Here is a 15,472-nt window from a genome sequence, read left to right on the forward strand (position 1 = left end):
ACCGAACCAGAAAGAAAAACGATGAGACAGTTCCGCACCACCGCCGTCCATCGCGGCATGGTCCAGATGCTGCTGCTGACCGCCGGCAGCGCCGCCTGGGCCCAGACCCCGCCCAAGGAACCCGAGACGCCGGCCGCGCTGGGCACCGTGGTCGTCAAGGGCCAGCGCGCCGCCTTGCAGTCGGCGCAGAAGATCAAGCAGAACGCCGAGGAGATCGTCGATTCCGTCGTGGCGGAAGAGGCGGGCAAGCTGCCCGACAAGTCCATCACCGAGGTGCTGCAGCGCATCGTCGGCGTGACCGTCGAGCGCCTGCGCTCGACCAACAACGATCCCAAGCACTTCTCGGAAGGCAGCGACGACCGCATCAACGTGCGCGGCCTCTCCTGGGGATCATCCACGCTCAATGGCCGCGAGATGTTCTCGGCCGGCTGGCCGGGGCGCGACCTGAGCTGGAGCGCCATTCCCGCCGAACTGATGGCCGGCGTCGACGTCTACAAGAACCCGTCGGCGGAAAAGATCGAGGGCGGCGTCAGCGGACAGGTGGACCTGCGCACGGCGCTGCCGTTCGACTACGAGGGCACCAAGAGCGTCGTCTCCTTCGGCAGCAACTACGAGCAGCGGACGAAGAAGTTCTCGCCGACGCTGTCGGGGCTCTATTCGACCCGGTGGGAGAGCGATTCGGGTCGCTGGGGCGCGCTGGTCGACCTGGCGATGAACCACTCGACCTACGAGCAGCAGAAGCTGGAAGTCCAACCCTACTTCCCGCGCACCGACGTCGTGCCGGGTCGCACGGTGTGGGTCCCGGGCGCGGCGAACTGGGGGCAGAACCTCGGCGAGAGCGACCGCAAGGGCTTCTACGGCGCGCTGCAGTGGAAGAAGAACAACATGCAGTCGTCGCTGACGGCCTTCGTGTCGAAGTCGCGGGAGCAGAACACGGGCTCGAACATCTACCCGAGCTTCGGCGATCCCAACTTCAACATGTCGCCCTACAACGTGATGGTCGACAACCCGGTGGTCGACGATCGCGGGGTGGTGGTGTCGGGCCATTACACCTACCCGCTGCGCCTGCCTCGCGACGCCAACGGCAACGTCACGAACTTCAGCCAGGGCGGCAAGGGCGCGAATCAGTTCGCCGACGGCGGCATCATGATGGGCACCAGCCGGGCCTTCAACCAGCACCACACGAGCACCGGCGAGCTGGCCTGGAATTTCCAGTGGAACGTCAGCGACCGCTTTGCGTTGCAGAACGACCTGCAATGGGTGAAGTCCACCTTCCGCACCCGCGGCGAGGAAGTGCAGACGGCCACCTTCGTGCCCAGCATGGACATCACCACCTCCGGCAGCAAACCGGTGCAGATCGGCTTCGACGACCGGTCCCGCGCCTTCCTCGCCGACCCCGGCAACTACTTCTGGCTGTCGGCGATGCCCGGCCGCTACAAGGGCGATGCCAACCTGTATGCGTGGAAGGTCGATGGCAAGTACGTGCTGGACGACTCGATCCTCCGCGACCTGCGCTTCGGTTTCCGCACCACCTATCGGACCTCCAAGCGGGAAGCGGCCGTCTATGCGGGCGACCTGACCAGCGTGGGCTGGAAGTCGATCGCCGAACCCTGGTCGGTGCGCCAGACCAGCACGCCGGGCCAGTTGCCCAGCGCGTCGGACGACCAGGGCTGGCAGTCGCGGGCCAACTTCGCCTACCTCAGCGATCCGCGTTATGCGGCCGCCGCGCCGGTGGAGCTGTTCAACTACGCGGCCTTCGGCGGCAACAGGCCGCCCAGCGTGGTGTTCCCGACCTACGGCGCCCTCAAGGACTACAACACCTACAGCAAGTTGCTGGGCGACGTCCGCTACAACCAGTGCCTGGACTCGCAGGTCTGGGCGAGGGATCAGAACACGAAGAACCCGCAGAACCAGGTCAACGTTCCCACCTGCAATCCCACCGACTACAAGTACGACACGACGCTGTACTACGGGCTGAACCCGAACATGACCAGCAACGTCTCGGAGCGCACCCATGCCGTCTACGGCAGCCTGCGCTTCGGCTTCGATGACTGGAAGATTCCGGTGGAAGGCAACCTGGGCGTGCGTGTCGTCTACACCGGACGGTCGTCGCACGGGCACACCACCTTCGACGCGACCTACGACGACCGCACGCCACCCGACGTGCCGCGCTTCGGTCCGATCAACGAGGACCTGAACGTCAACGCGAGCCATGTCGACGTGCTGCCTTCGCTGAACCTGAAGTTCAACCTGACCGGGGACAACAAGCTGCTCGGGCGCATCGCGATGGCCCGGAGCGTGTACCGGCCGGGCTTCGACAAGCTGCAGGAGTCGGTCAAGCTCACCCAGAACATCGACACCGCCAACAACCGGGTCACCTACACCGGCGAGAACACCGGCAACGCCAAGCTGAAGCCGCTGACCGCCGACAACTTCGACGTGGGGCTCGAGTGGTATCCGCGCAGCGGCCAGATGGTGTCGGTCACGGCCTTCTACAAGGACGTGAAGGACGTGATCTACGACTCGACCTACACGCGCGACTACAACAGCCTGGCGGGCAACCCGCAGACCTTCCAGATCAAGGGACCGCGCAACGCGGCCCGGGCGTGGGTGCATGGCATCGAGATCAAGGCCGAGACCTACCTGGATCACTTCGACTTCCTGAAGGACAAGCTGCCCGACTGGGCCAAGGGCTTCGGTGTGTCCGCGGACTACACCTACCTGGGCAGCAGCCAGCGCTTCTATCGCGATGCCCAGGTGCAGTTCTGCCCGGCCAACGGCACGATCACCAGCGACGCGCTCAAGGTCTACGGCTGCGACACCAACGGCCTGCCGTTCGGCGCGCTGCCGGTGCCCGGCCTGGTGAAGAACGCCGCCAACTTCGCGCTGCGTTATGACCGCTACGGCTTCTCCGCCCGCCTGGCCTACAACTGGACCAGCCGCGTGCTCAAGAACGTCGGCGTCGACTTCAACGGCCAGAACGGCACCAGCGCCGATCCGGCGCGTGCCGGCGCGAAGGACACCTGGTGGGGACTGCCGCAGTACCAGGAAGCTTTCGGGCAGTGGGACGGTGGCGTGTCGTACAACTTCACCGAGAAGTTCGGGCTGTCGCTCAGCGTGACCAACCTGAACAACGTGAAGGTCCGCCGCACCTTCCAGCAGACGCCGGGCTTCCTGGGCTCGAGCTGGAACTTCCCGGGACGCAGCTACTACCTGACGGGCCGCTACGAGCTCTGAGGCCAGCGCGGGCGCAACCTGCCGTTCGGGGGACGGGGCTTTGTCGGCGACCTGGTGCTGCATCCGGGCCGCCCGGGCCTGAGCTAGGCACGGTGCGAGCGTGGCGGCGCCTACCGCCGGGACGGCCGCGAGCAGCGCTGGGTGCCGCTGCTCGGGCGCGCCCCCCGCTGCCAACACACGGCGGGGCTCGCCCCGCCCGCAAGGATTCGACGTCTCATGCACAACGCCTCCCAGGTCGCGGTCGCCGCGGCCCTCGTCCTGCTCTCGGCCGGCGTCGTCCGGGCCCAATCCGCCGGCGCGGCCAACCTGGAACGTGTCGAAGTGGTCGGCAGGAAGACGGAGGTCTCCCAGTGGTTCCGCGCCGAGAGCCCGCATTTCATCGTGTACTCCGACACGCGTGAGGAGGACGTCGCGCCCCTGCTGGACAACCTGGAGAAGCTGGATCGGCTGCTGCGAGCCTATACCCAGCCCGCCGGGGCCTCGGTGCCACAGGCATCGAAGCTGACGCTGTACTACCACGCCAGCCCGTCCGGCCTGCGCGCGTTCCCGGGCAGCGTCCCGGTCGATGCCATCGGCCTGTACAACAGTTGCGCCGACGGCGTGCAGGGCTTCGGCGTTCATCTCGAACGCATCACGGCGCTCGACGACGAGCAGCTGGAGAAAGCGCCGCTGAACGATTCGCTGACCTACGTCTTCGAGGCCTATGCGCGGCACTTCCTCTCGCGCCATACCGACATCCGCGCCCCGGCGTGGTTCGTCGACGGTTTCGCGCAGTACTTCTCCAGCGTGCGGTTCTCGACGCAGCAGACGGCCGTCGGGCGGGTGCCGAGGGACGTCGCCGGCTACCTGAGGTTCCTCGGCTCGGGACGCAGGTACCACCTCGAATGGGAGGACGTGCTGGCGCACCGGCTGGGCAATGCACACGGCCATGGCGGCGAGGCCGGCGCGCGACTCGAATTCCAGGCGAAGTCCTGGTTGCTGACGCATTACGCGCTGTCCTCGGACGACAACCGCAAACGGCTGAGCCGCTACCTGCGACTGGTCGGTGACGGCGCGTCGCCGATCGTGGCGTTCGAACGGGCCTTCGGGATGACGATCGCGGACCTGGGGCCGCTGATGTGGCGCTACGGTCTGCGCGGTCTGCAAGTCGTGCGAGGCGCGCCTCAGTCCGTTCCCACTGCGCCGATCAGCTTCCATGCGCTGACGCGCGGTACCGGGGAGTTCATGCTGGCGGACGCCGCCCTCCGTTCCTGCCCGGACCGGCGGGCCGGCGAGGCCTTGCTGAAGGAGGTCACCGCCCTGTCAGCCCGGTTTCCCGACGACCGGCTCGGGCAGCTCGCCTGGAGCCGGGCGCAGATCGACTGGGGAGATCCGCAGGCGGCACTCGCTCGGCTGGAGGCCGCATGGCGGGACGACGACACGGACTTCGAGGCCCGATACCTGGCGGGCAGGGCGCAGCTGAGTCTGGCCGGGCGCGCCGAAGGTGAGGCTCGGCAGGTCCATCTCCTGGCCGCGCGGCAGCACTTGCAGCGCGCGCGGGCGTTGAACCCCCGATCGGCGGAAGTCGCCCTTGCCTGGTTCAAGGCGGAAGTCGCCGCGGCGGACACGCCGGACGAGGCCGCGCTTCAGGACGTCATTGCCGTCTGGCAGACGGCGCGGGACGTGAACGCGCTGACCCGGTTCGCTGCACTGGCTTATGCGTTCACCGGCAAGGGGGACGACGCGTATGAGGCGCTGGGTTCGCTCGCGCAGAACGCGCAAGCCCCGGCCATGGCGCAATGGGCGCAGCAGTGGCAACGGCGACTCGAGACCGGCGTGATCCGCGGCGACCTCCTCGCCGAGATGCGCCGGACCGAAGTGGCGGACACGCCGGTCCAGGAATGGACCGTCAACAAGCGGCGGGTGTTGCAGAAGGTCGAACTCGGCGCCGGTCTGGAGGATGCGGGGCCTTTCCTCAAGGGCCAGCAGGACCCGCAGAATCAGGCGCCCGGCCGGAGCCCGGCCGGCGATGTGGGCGTCAGGCGATAGCGGCCAGCGCGTCGTCGATGCGCGCCAGTTCCTCGTCCGACAGCGGCTCTGCCGCGGCGGCCTCCACGGCGTCGACGATCTGTGCTTCGCGGCTGGCGCCGATCAGCACCGAGGTGACCGCCGGCTGGCGCAGCACCCAGGTCAGCGCCATTCGTGCGAGCGATTGGCCGCGGTCGCGGGCGATCGCGTCCAGCCGGTGCAGCAGCGCCAGCCGTTCCTCGGTGATGTCGGTCGGCTTCAGGAAAGCGCCGCGGGAGGCGCGGGAATCCGCGGGCACCGTGCCGCTCAGGTAGCGGTCGCTCAGCAGCCCTTGCGCCAGCGGAGAGAAGGGGATGCAGCCAATGCCTTCCTGTTGCAGCGTCGCGAGCAGACCGCTCGTTTCCGCCTTGCGGTCCAGCATGTTGTAGCGCGGCTGATGGATCACGCAGGGGGTGCCGTTGCGGCGGAGCAGCGCGGCGATGCTGCGTGTCAATTCGGGCGGGTAGTTGGACACGCCGACATAGAGCGCGCGGCCGCTCGTCACCGCATGCGACAGCGCGGCTGCCGTCTCCTCCAGCGGCGTGTGGGGGTCGGGCCGATGGTGGTAATAGATGTCCACGTAGTCCAGCCCCATCCGCTTCAGGCTCTGGTCCAGGCTGGCCAGCAGGTACTTGCGCGAGCCGCCGTCCCCGTACGGCCCGGGTCCCATCACATAGCCGGCCTTGGTGGAGATCACCAGCTCGTCGCGATAGGGCGCGAAATCGCTGCGCAGCAGGCGGCCGAGCGTCTCTTCGGCCGATCCCGGCGGCGGGCCGTAGTTGTTGGCGAGGTCGAAATGGACGATCCCGCGATCGAAGGCGCAGCGCAGCAGCGCCCGCGCATTCTCGATGCGGTCCACGCCGCCGAAGTTGTGCCACAGGCCCAGCGAGACCGCCGGCAGCTGCAGGCCGCTCACGCCACTGCGGCGGAACGGCTGGGTGGTGTAGCGGTCATCCGCGGCGACATAGGGGGTGAAAGGGCTGTCGGTCATCGATGGGCGCTTGAGAGGGGGAGTGAAGGCCGGAGCAGGGCGTCGGAAGTGAAATTCTGTCGCAACATCGCGACGCGATGTCATCGCGTCCCGCCGAGCCGCTCTTGTACGCAATCGCCGCACAGCAGCTTGGGCCGTTCACCGCTTCAAAAGAGGCCGGTGGCCGCCCAGAATGCGTCCCGGAACTCACGTCCCTGTGGGCACGAAGGACAAGCTTTGCTGAGACGAATCCTCTACATCAGCTGCGCCGCTGAAGGCACCACTGAACAGGCGCTGCGGCAGATCATCGCGACGGCACAGCTGAAGAACCGCCGTCGCGACCTGTCGGGCGTACTCGCGGTCGGGAAGGGCCTGTTCGCGCAGGTGCTCGAAGGATCTCAGGCCGACGTCGGTGAAACGCTGGCACGCATCTGCGGCGACAGCAGGCATGGCGACATCCGGCTGGTGCTGGACGTCCCCACGAGGACTCGGATCTTCGACCGTTGGAGCATGGCGCTGCTCGTCGAGGAAGCCGCGGGCGAGCTCGCCCATGCCGTGCGTGACGATCGGCGCGAAGCGACCGACCTGATCGATCATCTGCGTGACCTGCTGGCCCGCGACCCGCTGTACTGGTCGTCCGGCCTGAGGACGCTGGCGCTCGCGGCCTGACGTTGCGCATCGCCGGCCCCGGCGCGCGGATTGCTCCTCACCGTCGCCGCTTTCCGGAGCCACGACCATGCAGCCAACGACCGCCGAGTCCTCCCCCTCGTCCGCCACGAGCCCGTCCGCCTCGCCGCTGACGGGCCATTGCCTCTGTGGCGCCGTCACGATCACCGTGGCGGGACACCACGACCCGCGCGTCGGCGCTTGCCATTGCCGGATGTGCCAGCGATGGACCGGCGGTCTGTTCCTGTGCTTCACCGCCGATGTCTCTGCCGTCACCGTCACCGGCGAGGTCACGCGCTACCGCTCGTCCTCCTTCGCCGAGCGCGCCTTCTGCGCGCGTTGCGGCTCGCACCTGTGGTTCAACGACGTCGACGACAACGGCCAGCCCAAGTGCTACGAACTCATGCCGGGTCTCTTCGACGCGGCTCGCGCCTGGCCGCTCCGTTCCGAGATCTACGTCGATCGGGCGATGGCCTCGGTGCCGCTCGCGGGCGAGCATCGCCGCAAGACCCGCGCGGAGTACGAGGCCGACAATCCGTTCATCGAAGGCGACATCGAGTAGCGCGCTGGAGCGTCCGATCAAGGCGTGACCGTTGCAGCGCGGCGCGAATCGCGGACCGCTTCGCGCGGGTCGCCGGACCCTTCCGGGTTTTCCCTCAGTCATCCTAGGGGGGCGCTCCGCCGCTGCATACAAGGCGCCTCGCCGGTGTGCTTCCTAGACTGCGCCTCGCCCGATGCATGTTGCATCGCGGGCGCATCTACTCAGGGAGACACCATGACCCAGTCAGCTTCGTTGCGACGCGCCTTGCGCGCCCTGGTCCTGTGCGGCACCTTCGCGGCCGCCAGCGCCTCGGCCCAGATCGGTCCGGACCCCACCTCTTCCAGCCTCAACGCCACCTCCGGACCGTTCGCGGTCTCCACCAGCAACGTGGTGCTCGCCCGCGGCTTCGGCGGCGGCACGATCTACTACCCCACCACGACCGGGCGCTACGGCGTGGTGGCCATCAGCCCCGGCTTCACCGCCACCGAGTCCAGCGTCGCCTGGCTCGGCCGCCGCCTGGCCACGCACGGCCTGGTGGTCATCACCATCAACACCAACAGCACGCTCGACCAGCCCGCCAGCCGCGCCACGCAGCTGATGGCCGCGCTCAACCACGTCGTCAACAGCGCGAGCAGCACCGTGCGCAGCCGCGTGGACAGCACGCGCCTGGCGGTCGCGGGACATTCGATGGGTGGCGGCGGCGCCCTGATCGCCGCGGAGAACAACCCGACGCTCAAGGCCGCGCTGCCGCTGACGCCGTGGAACCTCAGCAGCAGCTTCACGCAGGTGCAGGTGCCGACACTGATCGTCGGCGCGGACGGCGACTCGGTCGCCTCGGTCGCCGTGCATGCGAGGCCGTTCTACGCGAGCCTGCCCGCCACGACCTTCAAGGCCTATGCGGAGCTCAACGGTGCGAGCCACTTCACGCCCAACAGCACCAACACGCCGATCGGCCGCTACGGGACCGCGTGGATGAAGCGCTTCGTCGACGCGGACAGCCGCTATTCCCCCTTCCTCTGCGGCGCGCCGCACGAGGCGTACGCCACCGCGCTGGTGTTCGATCGCTACAACCAGAACTGCCCGTACTGAGCCCGCAGCCGCAGGAGGACGCCATGTCGCACTCGTCCGATCGACACCGGGGCCGGCGCATCGCGTGGGCCCTTGCCGCCGGCCTCGGCTCGGCGATCCTCCTGGTCTGGCTGGCCGCCGCGGCCCGCGCCCCGGCGGCCGACGAGGAACCGGCCGCGGCATTCCCCTGGGCACGCGCCCCCGCTGCGGCGGCGTCGTCCGAATCGGGGACATCGCCCGGCACGTCTCATGCCCGCGCTGCGAACGACACATCGGCGTCACCGGAGTCCTCGCAAGGGTCGGCAGGGCCAGGACTTGCGAGCGCGTCCTCGGGCGTATTCCGCCTCGATGCGCAGGGCCGCCTGGTCGTCGACCAGCCGATGCGCCTGCGCGCCGAGGCGCTGCTGGCGCTCCATGAAGGCGACGCGCTGGCAGCGCGGCTGGACGCGGAGCTGGCGGGCCTTCCGCCGGCCGCCGCGGCGCGCGCCCGAGAGCTGGTCGCGCAGTTCGAGGCCTACCAGACGGCGCAGGCCGCCGCGTTCCCGCCGGGCCGGGCGCCATTGGTGCCCGAGGAGGGACTCGCGCAACTGCAAGCGATGCAGGCGCTGCGGGCCAGTCACTTCGGTGCCGACGCGGCGCGGCAGATGTTCGCGCAGGATGATGCCGTCGCACGCCGCATCCTGGAGCTGATGCGAGAGGACACCTCGACCACGCGCAGCATGGAGGAGAAGGCGATGCGGGCGCAGGTCCGCTATGACCTGGAGCGCGGCGCGGTTCCGCCTTGACGCCGCGGCGCGCGGCTCGGAGCATGCCGCCATGACCTCTGGCGACATCGTCGAGCCTCGCCTCGGCCTGCTGGGTGACAGCTTCATCTACGCCAGCGCGGCCTTGCGGTCGCGCGTCTGCCGACACTCCGCGACGCTGGCCTGCGCGCTGACGCCGCAGCCACTGAGCATCAGCGTCGACGGCCAGCAGTGGCAAGGTCACCTGATGGCGATCCGACCGTTTTCCTGGCGCGCCATCGACTCGGGCGGTCAGCCCGTCGTGCTGATCGACCTGGAGCCCACCCATCCGCGCTACAACACCTTCAGCCGCTGGCCCGACCGCGCGCCGGTGCGCGTGCTCGACGCGCACCGCTTCGCCGGCCTGCGGGATTGCGCGCGCGCCTTTGCCCATCGGGCCTTGAGCGGCCGGCGCCTGCAGGCCTCGGTGCAGATGCTGGTGGGCAGCGTCGCCGACAGCGTGGCGCCGCATCGGCCGCTGGAGGGCCGGGTGCGACAGATGATGGCCGCGCTGCGGCTGGATCCGTCCTTGGACCTGACGGCCCTGGGCACGGCAGTGGGACTGTCCGCGACGCAGGCATCGCGCGGCTTCGTGCGCTCGCTCGGCATCACGGCGCGGCAGTACGCGCTGGCCGCGAAGATCCAGCGTGCGGCAATGTTCTTCGGCAGCGGCCGCGCGTTAACCAGCATTGCGCAGGCGTCCGGGTTCACCGACTCCGCGCACCTGGCCAAGGTGTGGATGCGCTGCTACGGCGACTGTCCGTCGCGCTACTTCGCACAGCACGACAGCACGCAGGACGGGCGCGTCGATCACGCCTGGCGCCAGCGCGTCAGCCTGTCGGAGAAACTCGTCTGACGGTCTCCGTCCAGCAAAGGCACACACCATGGCCAAGTACCTGATCTCCTTCCCCAGCGCCGCGATGGTGGTGCCCGACGGCGATTGGGACGCCGTGGTGCGGGACTCGCATGCGGTCATCGATGAAGCCAAGACCGCCGGGGTGTATGTGTTCGGTGGCGGCATCGACGAGCAAGCCCCGCCGATGCTCGTGCAGGCCGACGGCTCGGTCTCCGAGGGCGGCTATCCGTGGGCGCCGCCGCTCGACGGCGGCTTCACCGTGTTGGAGCTGCCCTCGCGAGAGGACGCCATCGCCTGGGCTGCACGAATCGCGAAGGCCTGCCGCTGCGCCCAGGAGCTTCGGGTCTTTCAGTTCGATCCGCAGTCCTGAGAGGTCACTGGTCGGCCGCGCACGTCCCAGGGTCGGCGTCACGGCCGGAAAGCGTGTCCGCCAGGTGGCGCTGGCGCGGCGCGTGCACCCGCCTCAGGCGTGACGCGTCTCCGCTTGCGTCCGGAGCCACGCCTCCAGCGTGGTGTCCCCCACTTCCGCACCATCGCCGGTCACCAGCGACGCGTCATCCAGCACCGTGCCGAAGTACAGCGCCTGCGCATCCGCCACCACGGGGCGACCATCGCCCGCCGCCACGAGCGCCCGCTGCACCGCCTGACTCATCGGCAGCCGCTGCGGTCCACCGACTTCCAGCATTCCGTTGCGCGGATCTCGCACGGCGACCTCCGCCAGGCACTTCGCGACGTCGCCCGCCGCGATCGGCTGGAACAACGCGGAAGAGACGCGAGCCGCGTTGCCGTCCTTGCCGTCGCCGGCGATCGCGGTGAGGAACTCGAAGAACTGCGTCGCACGGACAATCGTGTAGGGCACGCGGCCCTCACGGAGGAGGGCTTCCTGCGCCACCTTCGCCCGCATGTAGCCGTTGTCCGGCAGCCGGTCTGCCCCGACGACGGACAGGGCCACATGGTGCCGGACACCGGCCTTTTCCTCGGCGGCAAGCAGGTTTGCCGTGGACGTCCGGAAGAAGTCCATCACCGCCTGCGCCTCGAAGGAGGGGGAATTGCTCACGTCCACCACCACGTCGGCGCCGGCCAGCGCCTGGCGCAGGCCTTCGCCGGTCAAGGTGTTGACGCCCTGCGAGGGCGAGGCCAGCACCACGCGGTGTCCGGCCCGTTCCAGCAAGGGCGCCAGGTTCCTGCCGATGAGGCCGCTGCCTCCGATGAGGGTCAGGTTCATGTCAAAGTCCTTCGATGGTGGGAAGAGGGCGCTGCGCGGGAATCGGCGGCGCTCTCCCTGCAAGACGAATTGGTGGAGCCTTTTGTGACACGCCCAACGCCCTGGCATCGACTCCGACATGCCGCCCTCCACACGCCGGGCCTGGGCGTGCTGCTGCTCGCCGTTCGCAACTACGTGCTGCACCAAAGCGCCAACCAGGCGGGCAGCATGGCCTTCTCGACGGTGCTGTCGATGTTCCCGCTGCTGGTGCTGCTGTCGGCGGGCGCGGCGTACATCGGCTCTCCCGGCGACGCCGCGGCCCTGGCGCGCCGTGTGGTCGAGTACGCGCCCCCGCTCGTGCGCGGCGCCTTGCAGCCGGTCGTCGACCAGGTGCTCGCCCAGCGCAGCCAGACGCTGCTGGCCATCGGCCTCTTCGTCACGCTGTGGACCGCGTCCTCCGGCATGCAGGCGGTGCGCACCGCCCTCAATCGGTCCTACGGCATCGAGCGCGGCCTGTCGTTCTGGCGAGCCCGCCTGAAGGTCACCTTGTTCACTGTCATCGTCGGCGGCGGCATCCTCGCCACCTTCAGCTCCGTCATCGTCATGCCCTACGTATGGGAGGCGGTGGAGCGCAGCACCGGCGTGGGCAAGGAGACGCTCTGGTTGCGCAACAGCGTACGCTACGGCCTGGCCTTTCCAGTGCTCACCGCGCTGTACGCGCTGCTGTACGGCTGGCTGCCCGACATCCGCCAGCGCCTGCGCACCGTGCTGCCTGGCGCCGTGGTCGGCGCGGCGCTGTGGGTGGCCTCGGCGGCGGTGCTCTCGTACTCGTTGCGCAGCGCTGGCAAGCTGGCGCTGCTGTACGGCAGCTTCGCTGGCGTGATCGCGACGCTGGTGTTCCTCTACATCAGCGCGGCGACGCTGATCTATGGCGCGGAAGTGAATGCGGTGATCCGGGGACGGCTGGCCGCGAGCGAAGAGGGGCCCTGAAGACGCCGAGCGTGATCCGCCTGCCCGACCGAGGGGCGAGACCCTCGCTCAGCGGGCTCACGTCTACTCCACGCCGGCAGCGCGCAGTCGCAGGGCATTCCCAACAACGCTCACCGACGAAAGCGCCATCGCGGCAGCTGCCACGACCGGCGACAGCAGCAGTCCGAAGAACGGGTAAAGCACGCCGGCCGCAAGCGGCACCCCGGCTAGGTTGTACGCAAAGCTCAGGAACAGGTTCTGGCGAATGTTGCGCATCGTGGCGCGCGACAGCGTGCGGGCACGAACGATGCCCATCAGGTCGCCCTGGAGCAGGGTGATGCCGGCGCTCTCCATGGCGACATCCGTGCCGGTGCCCATCGCGATACCCACCGTGGCTTGTGCAAGCGCCGGCGCGTCGTTGACTCCGTCACCGGCCATCGCGACCACTCGGCCTTCGCCCTGAAGGCGCTTGACGACCGCTGCCTTGTCTTCCGGCAGAACGTCCGCCACGACCTCATCGATGCCAAGCTGGCGACCCACTGCTTCAGCCGTCGTCCTGCCATCGCCGGTGAGCATGACCACGCGAAGACCGGCGGCCTTGAGCGCCTGCAGCGCCTGCGGCGTCGTCTCCTTGATCGGGTCCGCAATCGCAACGAAGCCGGCCAGCCTGCCTGCGATGCCCACGAAGATCACCGTTGCGGCCTTGCGCCGCTGCTCGTCGGCCAGCGCTTCGAGCGCAGAGCTGTCCATCGAGTGCTCGGCCAGGAACTTCGCGCTGCCGGACACGACCACCTGACCCTCTGCCGTTCCAACGACGCCCTTGCCGACGGGCGAATCGAAGTCGGTGACCGGCAACAGGGCCAGCCCGCGCTCCTGCGCATACATCACGATGGCCATGGCCAGCGGATGTTCACTGGCGCGTTCAACGCTGGCCAGCTTCTGCAGCACCGCGTCCGCAGCGAATCCTGACGACGCCTCGACGTGGACCACCGTTGGACGGCCTTCGGTGAGCGTACCGGTCTTGTCGACAACGACCGTGTCGACCTTCTCCATCTTCTCCAGCGCCTCCGCGTCACGGATGAGCACGCCGTGTTGCGCGCCCTTGCCGACGCCCACCATGATGGACATCGGCGTGGCCAGGCCCAGCGCGCAGGGACAGGCGATGATGAGCACGGCCACCGAGGTCACCAGCGCGTAGCTGAATGCAGGAGAGGGCCCCCAGACGAGCCAGGCGACGAAGGTCAGCACCGCCACCAGGATGACCACGGGGACGAACCATCCGGCAACCTGGTCGGCCATTCGCTGGATGGGTGCGCGGCTGCGCTGCGCGGCGGCCACCATGTGGACGATTTGGGAGAGCAGGGTGTCCGCGCCGACCTTCTCCGCGCGCATCACGAAGCCGCCGGTCTGGTTCAAGGTCCCGGCGGTCACCTTCGCGCCCACGGCCTTGGCCACAGGGATGGGCTCGCCGGTGATCATCGACTCGTCGACGTTGCCCTTGCCCTCGGTCAGTGCGCCGTCCACCGGCACCTTCTCCCCGGGGCGTACCCGCAGCAGATCGCCGACCTGGATGGCGTCCACGGGAACGGTCTCGTCACCCCCCTCGGCGTCGACCTTGACCGCAGTCCTGGGCGCCAGCCCCAGCAGTGCCTTGATGGCGCCCGAGGTCTTCTCCCGGGCGCGCAGTTCCAAGACCTGGCCGAGCAGCACCAGCACGGTGATCACGGCCGCCGCCTCGAAGTAGACGGCCACAGCGCCGTCTTTGCCTCTCAGCGCCGGCGGGAAGAGGTTGGGCAGCAGCGTCGCGACCGTGCTGTACAGCCATGCAGCACCCGTGCCGAGCGCGATGAGCGTGAACATGTTCAGGCTGCGGTTCTTCACCGAGGCGACCGCGCGAGTGAAAAACGGCCATCCGACCCAGACGACCACCGGCGTCGCCAGCAGCAGTTGAATCCAGTTCGAGGTCTGCTGGGCGACGAGAGGGTGGATGTCGAAGAGATGTCCGCCCATCTCCAGCGCGAACACCGGCAGAGTCAGCGCGCCTCCGATCCAGAACCGGCGCGTCATGTCGCGAAGCTCCGGGCTCTCGCCCTGGTCGGCCGTCGCCAGCATCGGCTCCAGCGCCATGCCGCAGATCGGGCAGCTTCCTGGTCCCCTCTGGCGCACCTGCGGGTGCATGGGGCAGGTGTACTCGACCTGGCTCTCGTCGCCCGTCGCTGCCGCCTTTGCCGTGGTCGGCGCATGCGCGGGGTGGCCATGGTCGTGCCCTTCCATCACTGTTCCGTCCGGCATCACGTGGCGGCCCGCGGGCGCCTCATGGTGGTCATGGACCGCGTGGTCATGACGCTGGTGACTGGAAGTCGGCATGTCGTTCTCCTGTTCTTGTTGGCAGTTTCAACCCTTACCTTGTCGGAAGGTCAAGGGATGCCGTGCCTTGTCGAGTGGTCAACCGGAAGCTACCGGCTCGCCCCGCCGCAGCTGGCGAGGAACATGACGCAGCCCGGCCGCATCGAACGTCACCAGGCACTTGACCTTCCCACAGAGGCAAGGTCTATGATGACAAGCTTGTCCTCTGGACATATGTCGTCACCCCTTTGATCGCCTGTTCCCTGTGAAGCTGCTGCGCATCTGGATCGTGGTTCTGCTGGCCGTGTTGCTGCCCATCCGTGGCGCAATGGCGGCTGTCATGCCGTGCGCGCCGTCCAGTGGCGTCAGCCAGGCGGAAATGCACGGTCAGGCGGATACCGACGAGGCAGACGGGCATCGGCACCACGCCGGACACGGCGACGCCGTGCAGGCGGGCGAGCACGCGGCTCACGACCACGACGACCCCTCCAGCCCGGATCACGACCACGCGAGCCAGAAGTGCAACATGTGCTCCGCGTCGTGCTCCGTGCCTCCGATGCCGGCCGCCTCTGCCGGCCTGATCGAGCCAACGGTGTTGACCGAGGCCTCGTACCCTGAGCTCGCCGCTCCCGCCCCGACGTTCCAGTCGGACGGCCAGGAGCGCCCACCCCGAACCCTCTGACCCAACAAGGCCTCTGCGGGAGGTCCGATGGGGCTCGTCCGTCCACTTGTGGGCCGGCACGAGCGTCTCCTGGCTATGGCAAGGCCAAGCCGACGACTCACATGG

Annotated in this window: 13 protein-coding genes; 10 read left to right on the forward strand and 3 right to left on the reverse strand. The window is 68.5% G+C overall.

Going from position 1 to position 15,472, the window contains the following annotated elements; translation table 11 throughout:
* Window positions 1–21 precede the first annotated feature (21 nt).
* Window positions 22–3,237: a TonB-dependent receptor gene (locus CS062_RS12355; RefSeq protein ID WP_158238769.1), complete on the forward strand. Its 3,216-nt coding sequence runs from the start codon at window positions 22–24 to the stop codon at window positions 3,235–3,237.
* A gap of 141 nt (window positions 3,238–3,378) precedes the next feature.
* On the forward strand, window positions 3,379–5,265 hold the full coding sequence (locus CS062_RS12360) for a hypothetical protein (RefSeq protein WP_143742334.1): 1,887 nt from the start codon (window positions 3,379–3,381) through the stop codon (window positions 5,263–5,265).
* Here CS062_RS12360 and CS062_RS12365 read toward each other — a convergent pair.
* Window positions 5,255–6,274: an aldo/keto reductase gene (locus tag CS062_RS12365; protein WP_099861932.1), complete on the reverse strand. Its 1,020-nt coding sequence runs from the start codon at window positions 6,272–6,274 to the stop codon at window positions 5,255–5,257. The two genes, CS062_RS12360 and CS062_RS12365, sit on opposite strands and share 11 nt — an antisense overlap.
* Before the next feature lie 159 nt (window positions 6,275–6,433).
* On the opposite strand from CS062_RS12365, the gene CS062_RS26195 reads away from it, so the two are divergent.
* From CS062_RS26195 to CS062_RS12395, 6 genes are all read left to right on the forward strand, one after another.
* Window positions 6,434–6,922, forward strand: a complete 489-nt coding sequence (locus CS062_RS26195; protein ID WP_158238770.1) for a BLUF domain-containing protein — start codon at window positions 6,434–6,436, stop codon at window positions 6,920–6,922.
* Between the two features lie 67 nt (window positions 6,923–6,989).
* A complete protein-coding gene (locus tag CS062_RS12375; RefSeq protein WP_099861933.1) occupies window positions 6,990–7,481 on the forward strand; it encodes a GFA family protein in 492 nt (163 codons plus the stop codon).
* Window positions 7,482–7,694: 213 nt separating this feature from the next.
* Window positions 7,695–8,549 carry an alpha/beta hydrolase family protein gene (locus CS062_RS12380; protein WP_099861934.1) on the forward strand — a complete coding sequence of 285 codons (855 nt, stop codon included), beginning with the start codon at window positions 7,695–7,697 and terminating at the stop codon, window positions 8,547–8,549.
* A gap of 23 nt (window positions 8,550–8,572) precedes the next feature.
* Window positions 8,573–9,313, forward strand: a complete 741-nt coding sequence (locus tag CS062_RS25845) for a lipase secretion chaperone (RefSeq protein ID WP_143742336.1) — start codon at window positions 8,573–8,575, stop codon at window positions 9,311–9,313.
* Between the two features lie 31 nt (window positions 9,314–9,344).
* The gene (locus CS062_RS12390; RefSeq protein ID WP_158238771.1) at window positions 9,345–10,166 is read left to right on the forward strand and encodes a helix-turn-helix domain-containing protein; all 822 of its coding nucleotides are present in this window, start codon (window positions 9,345–9,347) and stop codon (window positions 10,164–10,166) included.
* 28 nt (window positions 10,167–10,194) lie between these two features.
* A complete protein-coding gene (locus tag CS062_RS12395; protein WP_099861937.1) occupies window positions 10,195–10,536 on the forward strand; it encodes a YciI family protein in 342 nt (113 codons plus the stop codon).
* A 93-nt stretch (window positions 10,537–10,629) separates the two neighbouring features.
* Here CS062_RS12395 and CS062_RS12400 read toward each other — a convergent pair whose 3' ends face one another.
* Complete coding sequence (locus CS062_RS12400) at window positions 10,630–11,391, reverse strand: SDR family oxidoreductase (protein ID WP_099861959.1); 762 nt, start codon at window positions 11,389–11,391, stop codon at window positions 10,630–10,632.
* Between the two features lie 84 nt (window positions 11,392–11,475).
* Here CS062_RS12400 and CS062_RS12405 point away from each other — a divergent pair, with 84 nt between their 5' ends.
* Complete coding sequence (locus CS062_RS12405) at window positions 11,476–12,360, forward strand: YihY/virulence factor BrkB family protein (RefSeq protein WP_158238772.1); 885 nt, start codon at window positions 11,476–11,478, stop codon at window positions 12,358–12,360.
* A 63-nt stretch (window positions 12,361–12,423) separates the two neighbouring features.
* Here the strand turns inward: CS062_RS12405 and CS062_RS12410 are convergent, their stop codons facing one another.
* A complete protein-coding gene (locus CS062_RS12410) occupies window positions 12,424–14,613 on the reverse strand; it encodes a copper-transporting P-type ATPase (protein ID WP_438270476.1) in 2,190 nt (729 codons plus the stop codon).
* Window positions 14,614–14,950: 337 nt separating this feature from the next.
* Between CS062_RS12410 and CS062_RS12415 the strand changes: the two genes are divergently transcribed.
* Window positions 14,951–15,367: a DUF2946 family protein gene (locus CS062_RS12415; RefSeq protein ID WP_099861939.1), complete on the forward strand. Its 417-nt coding sequence runs from the start codon at window positions 14,951–14,953 to the stop codon at window positions 15,365–15,367.
* The last annotated feature ends 105 nt before the right edge of the window (window positions 15,368–15,472 follow it).

This window comes from Roseateles chitinivorans, from assembly GCF_002761755.1.
Classification (GTDB): Bacteria; Pseudomonadota; Gammaproteobacteria; order Burkholderiales; family Burkholderiaceae_C; genus Roseateles; species Roseateles chitinivorans.

What these genes read in the sequence shown, in the direction of transcription:
- CS062_RS12355 (WP_158238769.1), top strand. Translation starts at nt 22, where the DNA reads ATGAGACAGTTCCGCACCACCGCCGTCCATCGCGGCATGGTCCAGATG.
- CS062_RS12365 (WP_099861932.1), bottom strand. Translation starts at nt 6,274, where the DNA reads ATGACCGACAGCCCTTTCACCCCCTATGTCGCCGCGGATGACCGCTAC.
- CS062_RS12375 (WP_099861933.1), top strand. Translation starts at nt 6,990, where the DNA reads ATGCAGCCAACGACCGCCGAGTCCTCCCCCTCGTCCGCCACGAGCCCG.
- CS062_RS12380 (WP_099861934.1), top strand. Translation starts at nt 7,695, where the DNA reads ATGACCCAGTCAGCTTCGTTGCGACGCGCCTTGCGCGCCCTGGTCCTG.
- CS062_RS25845 (WP_143742336.1), top strand. Translation starts at nt 8,573, where the DNA reads ATGTCGCACTCGTCCGATCGACACCGGGGCCGGCGCATCGCGTGGGCC.
- CS062_RS12390 (WP_158238771.1), top strand. Translation starts at nt 9,345, where the DNA reads ATGACCTCTGGCGACATCGTCGAGCCTCGCCTCGGCCTGCTGGGTGAC.
- CS062_RS12395 (WP_099861937.1), top strand. Translation starts at nt 10,195, where the DNA reads ATGGCCAAGTACCTGATCTCCTTCCCCAGCGCCGCGATGGTGGTGCCC.
- CS062_RS12400 (WP_099861959.1), bottom strand. Translation starts at nt 11,391, where the DNA reads ATGAACCTGACCCTCATCGGAGGCAGCGGCCTCATCGGCAGGAACCTG.
- CS062_RS12410 (WP_438270476.1), bottom strand. Translation starts at nt 14,613, where the DNA reads ATGGAAGGGCACGACCATGGCCACCCCGCGCATGCGCCGACCACGGCA.